The sequence below is a fragment of the Johannesbaptistia floridana genome (assembly GCF_057440575.1).
Genome location: NZ_JALKVM010000245.1, coordinates 1 through 11,437 on the forward strand (window position 1 = coordinate 1; position 11,437 = coordinate 11,437).

Sequence of the window (11,437 nt, forward strand, 5' to 3'; positions counted from 1 at the left end):
GTAGTTGGGGATATAACTCGTTTTTTAAGATTTTAGCGGCTATTGCTGCTAATAGGGGAATAGAAATAAGAAAAGTAGCCTCTCAATACACTTCTTTGATTGGGATGGTTAAAAGGAGGCAGGAGTTGAAAGGCAGCTTTGCTGGAGGTTGGCATATATGGGGACTTTAACCCACATCTAACCGCAGACCACCAAATCGAAGACTTTGGTGGGGGACTTCAACCCGATTGGGCGAGGCACAAAGGCTTTACTTTAACTAAAAATCTTCCCTCCTGCCTCCTGCCTCCTGCCTTCTGCCTCGCCCGAAGGGGGTTAAATACATGAGAATGTACGGATTGAATAGTGGTGTAGCCGCAGCTATGGTGATTGGTAGAAGAGGGATGAGATTAAGTGAAAGATTACCGCAGACCATCAAGACTGCTTTATCTGTGAAAGATAGGGCACATCTATATGAGTAATGAGTTTTGAAGTAATAAGTAATGAGTAATGACTTAATTAAATTCCTTCTGTTTTAATGGTTATATTTATGCTACTATTAGTCATAAGTCAAATTGAAATGTAATAATCCAATTTTACTTTATAAGTGATGGGTATTTACTCATTACTCGTTACTCATTACTTCAAAACTCAAAAGGGTAGAGTACCGAGTAATTAGCAAGGAGTAAAAACACTTTACATGGCAAAAGATATACCGCTGACTTTTTTCTGTCTTATTTTGCTGTTTGAGTAAATTTGAGTAGATTTTTAGAAGCGGCGAGAAACATAAAAGATACACGCTTACTCTCATTCGGCTTGAAGTGAACCAGTTACCAGATTTTTGGGTACAGTACAAAATCTTGTTCTCAGACCATTGAAAGTCAGTCAACATTGAATTCATCTAAAAACGAATAATCAAAAATCCAGCATTTATCTGGCTTATAACCGACAAAAACCTTGTTCTCGCTATCCCATATTTCGTAATCTCTGGTTATGGTCTGCAAGTCTCCGTAGAATAATTTATAAAAACATGATATGGATGCAGCTATTTTATCCTTAACATGAAATTTATTATCTTTTGGTAAATCCTCATAGTATATGTCAAATATGGTTGATATTATACCCCAGAACTTATTGTATTCTTCGTCGTTATTACACAATTGCCTCATAGACTCGACGCTAGACATTATTTTATCTTTAACATACACTGGGTTATCCCTTAACACGTAAAAACATACCCGTGGTGGGTCACCAGTGAAAACATAATAACTGTCGGGCAATTCTAGTAACTGCCTAAAGACATTACAATTGAATACCTCCGGCCATGATGCACTGACTTTAATCGCATATAGACAAGCTTTTTCAAAAGTCGTTATATGAGCAAGCAACTCATCCTTGCTATATCTGGATAAATCAAAGAAGTTTTGCTCCAAAAAAACAATAAATTCATCTACTGAATTTACTTCATCAATATAATCGTATTCAGCTTTTTTCATGCTTTTTCCTCCTGATTAGCTATCTAAATGTTTGTAATTATTTGATTCCTACAGTCCTGCGCCCTTCTTCAAGGCCAAGCTTTTTACTTCCATGACATCAGACATCCAGTCGCCTACTTCCCTTTCTCTTAAAAAGTAACAACTCGGCAATCGCGCTAAATAATTTTTTTAGTAATTGACCTTTCACTTTCCTCTCTCCCTCAAGGATTTGAACTATTCTTTTTTCAGAAAATCTTTGTATATATTATACTTAGTATTTTAATAAAAATTAAAATGAATTAACATACTTTATTTGTTTCTTTACTTTTACTTTATATTTTTAAATTTCGCTAAATCTTTTTTTAGTGCTTCCTCTAAATTTTTATTTTTATCAAGATACCCACGACCAGAGTTAGTAAGAAAATAAACGCTTTTACTAGAATTAACTGAAACTAAAATTTTAGAAGATATATAACCAATATTTTCCAGATAATCCAATTGTTCCCACCAAATGTAGTGCGGTATCTCAGTGGGACCTAAACTAAAAATTTCTGAAGCATAGCAGATAAGACATGAAGATAATGTCGATAAAATAACAAAACTAGCCGTAAATCTATATTCAAAAATAAAATCTTCTTCTTCAAAAAGAAAACTAAATAATTTTTTAATAGTTTTTAACATTTTCTTTTCTCCTAAACTAATTACAGCGATTGCCCTAAAATATTAAACTTCTGAGCTATTCTATTTCTAGAGAAATCATCCCGATAAAATAACTACTCCACCTAGGTTCTATCTCTATCAAAGGTTTTTCAGTATAAAAAATAAAGCTTAATTTGTCGTAATGTTGAATCAGGTGGCGCAGTTCATCAAATAGTTGTAGGGTTATACGCCCTTGGTTGATAGCAGTGCCAATTTTTTCAAATTCATCTAAGTTTAGTAATAGTCGTTTATCTCCTAGTTTATCAAGGGCTTCATCCAGCCAGTCTTCTAAAACAGTATAGGGACTTTCTTGAAAATCACTACTTTTTGGAGGAGTAGGTAGCTCAATACCTTGGCTACGGCTATCTTTAGAAATAGCGCTTACAAAACCTTGACAAAAGTCTGCTTCACTATTTGTAACTGCTGCACTTTGCATATCAACAAAAATAGCTATTAAATCATTAGAAAATAGACTGGCTAAATTTAACAAAAAAGATGTTTTTCCAGCACCTGACCTTCCATACAAATTAAAATTATTATCCCCTCTTTCTATTCTTTTAATTAAATCATGCGCAACATTTTGACTACCTTTTTTTCTGTCTTCTTGTCTTCTTTCCGTCATATTTTAAGCCTCTTTTTTAACTTGATTAACCCAATTTACCCAATCGATTGCTTTCTTTTCACCAGTTAAACTTTTGAATTTTTGCATCAGTTCTTGTACTGGTTTATCGGGCAACTGATTTCTCCCCCACAGAATAGCATCCGACTCTGATTTCCAGTTCTTCCAGATGGGCATATTACTCGTATTTGTTCTATGAGTATAAGTAGGTTTCGTCTCATTTCTTCGATTATATTGCCCTGACTGATTTTTAGCCGTTGCAGTGCTTTGGCTTTGACTATTGTACAAAAATCTTCCACCTCCCAATGTCGCAAAACATCGCCTTAAAGCTTGGGCGCTGCTATCCGCGATCGCGCCTCCGTAAGCTACATCATCAAGATTATCACTACCAAGAGCCTCAGCCACTAACTCCCCATCAGTGCAGAAAATAGTTAGTGTTCCTTTTACCACACATAAATTGTTTAGTTGCGATTCTGATACGCAGTAGTAATAATGTGGGCAAAGATAATCAAGAATTAGCAAGCAATTTTTCCATGGAATATAGGAAACGGTATTACTTTTTCTACCTTTAGTAAACACTGGTTTCTCCGAAAGGTAATCTGGGGGCAATGGTTTTAGTAAATCTGCCTTGGTAAGTGCGATCGTTCTTTTTTCCATCGTTTGCCCACTGGCCACAAGCTCGTAAAGCTCTAACTTATTTTCTGGAAGTATTGGTTTAATATTTGAGGTATACATCTTATTAATTAATGTGTTGATTTTTTAGTCAATCTTGCCGGTACTATTGTACTGTTCTTTCTTCAGTTCTAGTAAGAATTTATAAACGACCCTTGCTTCTTCAATGCGCCTTATTTCTGCTGTGTGATATTGTTTTCCTAAATGTTCAGAAAGAAGCTTGTATAATTTCTTCCGTTCCCACCCAGATTTCCACATTGAGTCCAAAAGATTATGAATATGTTTTCTGGCATTTCTCATCTCAGCATTTGGTATGCAGCCAAGTGGGCGAGTCGGATTTTTTGTTTTGTGATGGCAACCTACGAAATTTAAACAGCGATCGCATATCCAAAACGGGAGAGAATGTAAATCTTTTCGATGCCGATAAACCTCTGCGCCTGTTGTCAGTCGAGCTTCTATTTCTTTTTGGCACTCGATACAATATATTGTTTTTTTTTCCATATTTTTTTACAAGATAGATTAACTTTTGATGTCATTAAAAAGCTCTAAACTTAACTGACCTACCGACCTAGTTACTTGATTTTTTTCCCTCACGATATTAATTTGTTTTCCTAATAAGAGAAAATTAGGAATACTTAACGGTTTAACTACTGTTAATTCTTGGCGAGACTGAATTTTAACAAGACCGCGTAACTCCATTAATAATCGCCCTAGTTCATTCGAGCCATGTAAATTACTTTCAGACTCTTCTACAGCACCCCAAAAACGATCCTTTCGGGATTTCTCTACGATGGCGCGATCTCCTGTTAATAATAGTAAGTCTCTAAAACGTTCGTAATGTTGCGAGAGTTTCACTCTCAACGCCCACCGCATTATTTCTACCTTAACCTCTTCCCAATCAGCGCGGGATTTTAGTCTTCTTCCATCTTTTTTCGCTTTCATTTTTGCCCCCATTGGGCTTTTTTGCTCAATGATTTCTTGTTGCCAATTGGGATTATCAGGGAATCTACAGCTTTGGTAAAGAGCCTCAGAAGAATAGATGGTTTCCCTGTTCACTATTAGTTGAAATCCACCAGCCATATTTGATAATCCTCCCCATTCTTCTTTTGTCTTGAAGAAAACTACGCAGTTTTCGTAGCTTTCCCCCTTTTCGCTATGCCAAATAATATTTTTTGTCATCGTAATATTTAGCTTTTTTCAACATGAACAAAAGGTGATGGCTTATCGGGGACAGAAGTAAATCCATCAATTCCATAGATAGGCGTTTCACTCTTCCACCTTTCCTTCTCAGTTTCAATCAAGATACAAAGACATTCTTCTTCCTTGCTGTCCCATGTTTGATATATCATAATCAAAGTATCAGCTTCTGTTGTTTTAATAATCTCTGCAATTAGTTTCTGACAATCTTCTTTCTGATACTTTAAGAAGATGATGCCTATAAATCCTCTGTCTTGTTCCTCTTTGTAGGTAACTAAATATTCTAGGGAATCAGTATTCACTCCTGATTCCGTTATCACTTTCATCGTGTGTTCATTCGACCATCCTTCAGCTTCTTCTGTGGGTAACCTGAAGAAAGCTCTTGTATGATAACAGCCTTCTTTTTCTAGTTCTTCTTTGATTTCATTCCAAAGGCTCACGCATATTAATTTGTAAAGGTTTTTGTCAAGTTCCATAATTCTAGTACCATATTTATAGGGTTTGTCTGTGTAGGGATGAAAAAATAAGTAATAAGTAAAGTTAATTGCTTACTTATTACTTATTGGTTATTGATTAAAATTGGTAAACATGAGGGTCTTCAATTTCCGTTCGCCAGAAGGCGAAGATATTGTATGCCTCTACATCAATGATTCTTGACAAAGGCTTTTTGATTTCCTCTACAGTCACTTCAGAAACTTTGACTTCAACCACTTTGTCATCTTCTGGCACTGGATAACCGTCTTGTTCCACCATTGCAATGCTTGTTACATGAACTGAAACGCTCAAGTAGGAATCTGCAATTGTTAGTGCTTCTACATTGCAGTCAGTTCCAGGGAGAAAATGCTCTTTCGTCATGCGATCGCATAATTGACACCACCCTCGTCCAGATTTTTCGTTGTAGTTGGTGAAATAGGGGCACTGATGGCATCGTTCCACTTTTCGGGTTTTTTGTGGTGAAGTTTGAGTTGCAGCAGGTGCAGAACCAACTTCAGCCGTTGGTTGGATTATTGTTTGTTGTGTCATCATTAGTTAATATGGATGTTTTTCAAAGGGAGAACGAATTGATTTCGTCTTCCTTTTTTTGTTGGGTAATTTATACCTAGTATCAGAAGATAAGCGCATTCGCGCATTATTCAGAGCTCAAGTGAATTCTTCTTTTTCTTAGTTTAACACAATATTTTGTGTATATTTATATTTTTATATGTATTGACATATCTTTTTGTTTAGAGTTAAGCTATAAATGCTAGTTCACCTAAAATAGAGAGGTACAAACTTTGGTAAGTATATTGGTTAAGTGGAAGTTAAGGCAGATCATGGCTGATCGGCTAGTTAGTAATAAACAATTAGCCGAAAAAGTTGGTGTTCACCCTAATACCATCTCCAGTTGGAAATTAGTTGATAGTATGCCCAAGATTAATAGCGATGAGATTGAAGCCTTGTGTGAAGCTCTCAATTGTACCCCGGCTCAACTACTAGGTATGGAAGAGTTAAATTAGTTTACCTATAAGTATCTGATTTAATCTAATGCTCTAATGCCAAATTTTCTGATGGTTTTGAACTCGTCTCAACAAAAAGCGATCGCATCCTCAGTAGATTTAGAGATAAAACGATCGCCATCACTAACTTTATCTTTCTTTATTATCCATGATCAATATCACAATCAAAAAACTAGAAGGAATTCTAGTGGTAGATTCTCCATTGATTGCTAACTATCTGGGAATCTCACATAAGAATTTTCTCGCTACCATTGACAAGTACGAAAAACGTATTGAACTGACCTTTGGCAAAATCGCGGAATTAACGCGAAACTCTCTTCGACCAATAAACCTAATTTCATCAATTAAATAGCCCCGAATAAAGCCAGTTATACTCCACAGGCTCAGGGGATTCCTATGTCAATTTTTTAGTAACAAGCCATGACTACATTCAGAGTTCAACACGATAAACACAACCCATACACAATTATTGATAAGGGATTTTTAGACAATCCCAATCTCACTGCTAAGGCTAAAGGCATTTTTTCCTACCTGCTATCTAAGCCTGATAATTGGAGAGTTCATCTTAATCATCTGGTAAAAGTATTCCAGGATGGGCATACATCTCTCAGGTCGGGCTTAAAAGAATTGCAAGCTGCTGGTTATTTAGTTAGGGCAGCAATCAGAAATGAATTAGGTCAAATTGTTGAGTGGGTGGTAAATCTTTATGAAGCTCCTCATCAACCAGATTATCCCCAAGACAAGAATAATAATTTTATCGTCCAGGAAAATACCAAGATTTCTGTTGAGAATCTAGACGATAATCATGATGTCAGCAATTCGCATACATCTCATGCAGATCCTCGAACAAATTCAACTAATCAACCAAAGAGTAAAGTAACTGAAAGTCCTACTGTACATACATCTTTACCAGATGTTGGTTTTCCACATCTGGCTGTTCCACATGTGGGAGATCAAATACTAATAAATAATGAATATCAACAATTAATGAAATCTAATAATATTTCTCCTTCGGAAAAAGAAGAAATTTTTGAATTAGAATCTGAGGGGATTTGTGGTAGTCAAGTTAACTTTGAGAAGAATAAACTAGAAAGAGATTCTTTGACTGAACCAACGGATTACCTTGAGGAAGAATCTGCCCCCGCAATATCAAATAAAGTTGAAATTACCTCAAAAATAGAAGTTCTAAAACCCACAAGTAAAGCTAGGACAGCATTCAACTCATGGATACCAGAAGGGGCGTGGGTTATTAACGGTAAACTTGACCCTAATTTTGTGCTGTGGTTAGCAACTGACTGGCAGAAGGCTTATGGGGGCGATATTAGCAAGAAAAAGGCAGACGTTCTTAGGCATTTTAGGAAGCATCCAGCTAATATTGCTATCTCCTGGGAACAATACCGTGATGAACAACACCAAAGATACTGTAATGCTGCGATGAGAATGAAGAATGGCATCGAGATAAAGCCTGATGAGCAAGAGAAATTACTGACTCATCAGAGAGCTTTGACTGAAGAATTCCCCTCTGAGATGCGCAACCTTGCTGATATAGAGGTTGATGGTACTGAAGAGATAAAGAGTCCGTTACTTCTGCGCGATCGCACATCCACACCCCCTAATCAATCCCAATCAAATCCAACTGAACCTACCCAAAACACTTCAGAAATTACTAATCCTCCTAATCCCACTGAAAACGAGCCACAGACATCAAAACCTAATAAAATAGATATTGAGTTAAATAATGCTGCTAATGTGTCTTCTAACATCAAAAATTGGGCAAAGGGAGCATTCTCTATGGGTAAGTCCAAGTCAACTGAGAGAGAAACTTTATCGGAACTTGATGAACTTAATGCTTGGCTATCTGACCCAATACTTAGGAAAGAAGTTATGCCACGTGTTATTAATAGTGGTAAATATACTTTTGAGTACAACGAGTATGGCGAGCCTTGTCAGGTTGTTGAAAGAGAAAGGGATTAGTTCTAAGTATCTTTTTTTCAATATAATTCAAGACAGTTTAACGAATTACTACTTAAAAATTGTTCAATTGTTTCGGAGCCTCCTCTCAAGATTCTTTCTACAGTATTTGTTGATGCGTTCCCACATCTTAACCAAATCACTTTTGGCGGCGACCCGTAAAGACGACTTTTTTCTGAAAAATCAGCGTCTTGGGTCACAATACAAAAATTGTGCTTTTTGGCAAATTCCCAAATGTCGATATCCTCTGCTTCTGTCAAAGCATGAAACTGAACATGACTTGAGTCTGGAAAAATATCTACAACTCTATTAACCAATTTTCGACTTAAGTTTTGATCAAACAATAGTTTCAACTATCACCTACAACTACAGTTAGACGGTGTTCTCTATCCGCAGCAAACTCTAAACAAGCTTTGATATCTTCTTCTGTCAGTTCAGGAAAATCATCTAATATTTCTGCATGAGACATACCTGCTGCCAACCAACCTAATACATCATAAACGGTAATTCGCATTTGCCTAATACAAGGTTTACCACCGCGTTTACCTGGTTCAATCGTAATAATATTTTGATAGCTCATGATTTTAGTTAGGGCCTGAATTTTTTTTCTAGTTTATCCTAAAGTTTCACCAATAATAATTTCATCCTCTCTGCAACAGACCAAGATTTCTGTTGAGAATCTGGACGATAATCAAGATGTCAGCAACTCACATACATCCCACACAGCTTCTCGAACAAATTCAACTATTCAGTCAAATAGTAAAATTACTGAAACCCCTACTATGAATACATCTTTACCAGATGTTGGTTTTCCACATCTGGGTCATCCACATGTGGGAAATCAAACACTAATAAATAATGATATTCAACAATTAAAGACTTCTAATAATATTTCTTTTGGGGAAAAAGAAGAAATTTTTCAATTAGAATCTGAGGGGATTTGTGATAGTCAAGTTAATTTTGATAGCACAAGACAATCAACAGATTCTTTAGCTGAACCAACAGATTACCTTGAAGAAGAATTTACCTCCGCCATATCAAATAATCTTGAAATTACCTCAAAAACAGAAGTTGTAAAACCCACAAGTAAATCTAAGTCTGCATTCAACTCATGGATTCCCGATGGCGCTTGGAAGATAGAGGGTAAACTTGACCCTAATTTTGTGCTTTGGTTGGCTACTGACTGGCAGAAAGCTTATGGTGGGGATATATCAAAGAAAAAGGCTGATGTGCTGAGATATTTTAAGAAAGACCCTGCTAACATCGCTATCTCTTGGGAACAGTACCGTGATGAACAGCACTCCAGATACTCTAATGCTGCGATGAGAATGAATAATGGCATCCAGATTAAGCCAGATGAACAAGAGCAGTTGCTGACTCATCAAAGAGCTTTAACGGAAGACTTCCCTGCTGAGATGCGTTCTGTTGCTGATATTCCCGAACCAGGACGAGAGCAAGACAGTAAAATATTAGTTAGCGATCGCGCAATAACTCCCCCCAGTCAATGCCAATTAAATCAGACCGAACCTCCCCAAAACAATTCAGAAATTACTAATCCCCCTAATTCCACTGAAAACGACCCAGAGACATCAAATCCTCAAGAAATAGACACAGAACAAAACGATGCTGCTAATGTGTCTTCTAGTATCAAAAACTGGGCAAAGGGGGCATTATCAATGGGTAATTGCAAGTCGTCCGATAGAGAACCTATTTCTGAATTAGAGGAATTGAATGCCTGGCTTACTGACCCGATTCTTCGTCAAGAAGTTATCCCACGTGTTATGAATAGTAAGAAATATACTTTTGAGTATGATGAATATGGCGAGCCAATAAGGGTGGTTGAGATGGGAGAATAGTCGAGAATAAGAATGGTCAATTAGATTAGTATAACAGTACTAGTTAAAGGTAAGATAGGTGAATCAGTGAATTTTACGGTTCTGTTGCGCCCTAGTTCATGAGCCTTAAATATTTACGAAAAAGAAGATATTTTTCAATAAATGTAGGAGATTTAAAAGATGAACACTCAATTAGTTGATACGTTAGCACAAATTTTTCAGTCATTAACACCCGAAGAAAAAATATTATTTAACCAAAAAGTCAAATCTTTTGATCAAACGCCAGAACCTCCTTTTTATGAAACAGCCACCACATCCGAATGGATAACAGCATTTCGAGAATGGGCAAAAAGTCATCATCATGATGGCCCGATTTTATCTGATGAAGCTATTACTAGAGAAACTATTTATGGAGAAAGAGGTTAAATGTTATTTTTAGTTGACACTAATATTCTTTTGCGTAGTGCTGAGTCTAGACATCCCATGTATGAAAAGGCTACTAACTCAGTGTCAATCTTAAAAAGGCAGAAAAACCAATTACATATTGTTCCTCAAAACTTAATTGAATATTGGAATGTTTGTACACGACCTAAAGATAAAAATGGTCTAGGATATTCTTTAACGGAAACTCAAGCAGAAATAAAAAAAATCAAATCTTTTTTCCCTTTATTATTAGATTCTCCCAGTATTTATCCAGAATGGGAAAGATTAGTTAGCACTTATCAAGTAAAAGGCGTTAATGTTCACGATGCTCGTTTAGTAGCCTGTATGATTGTTCATGCCTTAACTCATATTTTAACTTTTAATGTTAGTGACTTTGCTCGTTATCAAGAAATTACAGCAGTAGAACCTTCGACATTGTAATAATTTTATCGCGAGCGGAACAAACCAAGATTTCTGTGTCCGCACTGGACGATAATCATGATGTTGGTAACTCACACACATCCCATGCAGCTTCTCGAACTTTGACTACTAATCAACTAAATAGTAAAGTAACTGAAACCCCTACTATGAATACATCTTTACCAGATGTTGGTTTTCCACATCTGGGTCATCCACATGTGGGAAATCAAACACTAATAAATAATGATATTCAACAATTAAAGACTTCTAATAATATTTCTTTTGGGGAAAAAGAAGAAATTTTTCAATTAGAAGATTCAAGTATTTATGGTAGTCATGTTGACTATGAGCTTAATAAGTCAGAAACAAATTCTCTAATTGAACCGACAGACTATCTTGAGGAAGAATCTACCACCGCCATATCAAATAATGTTGAAATTACCTCAAAAACAGAAGTTGTAAAACCCACAAGTAAAACTAAGACTGCATTTAATTCATGGATACCAGAAGGGGCGTGGAATATTGATGGAAAGTTAGACCCTAATTTTGTGCTTTGGTTAGCTACTGACTGGCAGAAGGCTTATGGGGGCGATATTAGCAACCCACATTCAGCAGCCCCATAGATAAAATATAAAAGAAGTATAAAGCCAAAGA

At 36.3% G+C, this 11,437-nt stretch carries 18 protein-coding genes; 8 read left to right on the plus strand and 10 right to left on the minus strand.

The genetic code is table 11. The features are described from left to right. Window positions 1-326 precede the first annotated feature (326 nt). Entirely contained in the window at window positions 327-458 is a 132-nt protein-coding gene (locus MW688_RS15420; protein WP_486736900.1) for a hypothetical protein, read from the plus strand. 399 nt (window positions 459-857) lie between these two features. On the opposite strand, the gene MW688_RS15425 is transcribed toward MW688_RS15420, so the two are convergent. The 8 genes from MW688_RS15425 to MW688_RS15460 form a co-directional block, all read right to left on the minus strand. Further along, window positions 858-1,472, minus strand: coding sequence for a hypothetical protein (locus tag MW688_RS15425; protein WP_486736901.1), 615 nt, complete (start codon window positions 1,470-1,472; stop codon window positions 858-860). 306 nt (window positions 1,473-1,778) lie between these two features. Then, window positions 1,779-2,132, minus strand: coding sequence for a hypothetical protein (locus MW688_RS15430; RefSeq protein WP_486736902.1), 354 nt, complete (start codon window positions 2,130-2,132; stop codon window positions 1,779-1,781). A 55-nt stretch (window positions 2,133-2,187) separates the two neighbouring features. Beyond that, a complete protein-coding gene (locus tag MW688_RS15435; protein ID WP_486736903.1) occupies window positions 2,188-2,772 on the minus strand; it encodes an AAA family ATPase in 585 nt (194 codons plus the stop codon). A 3-nt stretch (window positions 2,773-2,775) separates the two neighbouring features. Beyond that, window positions 2,776-3,504 (minus strand): hypothetical protein, encoded by a 729-nt coding sequence (locus tag MW688_RS15440; protein ID WP_486736904.1) that lies wholly within the window; start codon window positions 3,502-3,504, stop codon window positions 2,776-2,778. Window positions 3,505-3,528: 24 nt separating this feature from the next. Further along, the gene (locus MW688_RS15445) at window positions 3,529-3,942 is read right to left on the minus strand and encodes a zinc-finger-containing protein (protein WP_486736905.1); all 414 of its coding nucleotides are present in this window, start codon (window positions 3,940-3,942) and stop codon (window positions 3,529-3,531) included. A gap of 18 nt (window positions 3,943-3,960) precedes the next feature. Continuing rightward, window positions 3,961-4,620 (minus strand): NADAR family anti-phage protein, encoded by a 660-nt coding sequence (locus MW688_RS15450; protein WP_486736906.1) that lies wholly within the window; start codon window positions 4,618-4,620, stop codon window positions 3,961-3,963. A gap of 8 nt (window positions 4,621-4,628) precedes the next feature. Then, a complete protein-coding gene (locus tag MW688_RS15455; RefSeq protein ID WP_486736907.1) occupies window positions 4,629-5,078 on the minus strand; it encodes a hypothetical protein in 450 nt (149 codons plus the stop codon). Between the two features lie 133 nt (window positions 5,079-5,211). Continuing rightward, a complete protein-coding gene (locus MW688_RS15460; RefSeq protein ID WP_486736908.1) occupies window positions 5,212-5,574 on the minus strand; it encodes a hypothetical protein in 363 nt (120 codons plus the stop codon). A gap of 350 nt (window positions 5,575-5,924) precedes the next feature. On the opposite strand from MW688_RS15460, the gene MW688_RS15465 reads away from it, so the two are divergent. The 3 genes from MW688_RS15465 to MW688_RS15475 all read left to right on the plus strand — a co-directional run bounded on the left by MW688_RS15465 (window position 5,925) and on the right by MW688_RS15475 (window position 8,108). Next, a complete protein-coding gene (locus tag MW688_RS15465; RefSeq protein WP_486736916.1) occupies window positions 5,925-6,134 on the plus strand; it encodes a helix-turn-helix domain-containing protein in 210 nt (69 codons plus the stop codon). A gap of 36 nt (window positions 6,135-6,170) precedes the next feature. After that, window positions 6,171-6,347 carry a hypothetical protein gene (locus tag MW688_RS15470; protein ID WP_486736909.1) on the plus strand — a complete coding sequence of 59 codons (177 nt, stop codon included), beginning with the start codon at window positions 6,171-6,173 and terminating at the stop codon, window positions 6,345-6,347. Window positions 6,348-6,554: 207 nt separating this feature from the next. Beyond that, window positions 6,555-8,108: a hypothetical protein gene (locus MW688_RS15475; protein ID WP_486736910.1), complete on the plus strand. Its 1,554-nt coding sequence runs from the start codon at window positions 6,555-6,557 to the stop codon at window positions 8,106-8,108. 17 nt (window positions 8,109-8,125) lie between these two features. Here the strand turns inward: MW688_RS15475 and MW688_RS15480 are convergent, their stop codons facing one another. Then, a complete protein-coding gene (locus tag MW688_RS15480; protein ID WP_486736911.1) occupies window positions 8,126-8,458 on the minus strand; it encodes a DUF5615 family PIN-like protein in 333 nt (110 codons plus the stop codon). Further along, window positions 8,455-8,685 carry a DUF433 domain-containing protein gene (locus MW688_RS15485; RefSeq protein ID WP_486736912.1) on the minus strand — a complete coding sequence of 77 codons (231 nt, stop codon included), beginning with the start codon at window positions 8,683-8,685 and terminating at the stop codon, window positions 8,455-8,457. Before MW688_RS15485 ends, MW688_RS15480 begins: the two co-directional genes overlap by 4 nt. Before the next feature lie 202 nt (window positions 8,686-8,887). Here MW688_RS15485 and MW688_RS15490 point away from each other — a divergent pair, with 202 nt between their 5' ends. The 4 genes from MW688_RS15490 to MW688_RS15505 all read left to right on the plus strand — a co-directional run bounded on the left by MW688_RS15490 (window position 8,888) and on the right by MW688_RS15505 (window position 11,406). After that, complete coding sequence (locus MW688_RS15490) at window positions 8,888-9,961, plus strand: hypothetical protein (protein WP_486736913.1); 1,074 nt, start codon at window positions 8,888-8,890, stop codon at window positions 9,959-9,961. A 159-nt stretch (window positions 9,962-10,120) separates the two neighbouring features. Continuing rightward, window positions 10,121-10,366 (plus strand): hypothetical protein, encoded by a 246-nt coding sequence (locus MW688_RS15495; RefSeq protein WP_486734770.1) that lies wholly within the window; start codon window positions 10,121-10,123, stop codon window positions 10,364-10,366. Beyond that, window positions 10,367-10,804, plus strand: coding sequence for a type II toxin-antitoxin system VapC family toxin (locus MW688_RS15500; RefSeq protein WP_486736914.1), 438 nt, complete (start codon window positions 10,367-10,369; stop codon window positions 10,802-10,804). Window positions 10,805-10,839: 35 nt separating this feature from the next. After that, window positions 10,840-11,406 carry a hypothetical protein gene (locus MW688_RS15505; RefSeq protein WP_486736915.1) on the plus strand — a complete coding sequence of 189 codons (567 nt, stop codon included), beginning with the start codon at window positions 10,840-10,842 and terminating at the stop codon, window positions 11,404-11,406. The last annotated feature ends 31 nt before the right edge of the window (window positions 11,407-11,437 follow it).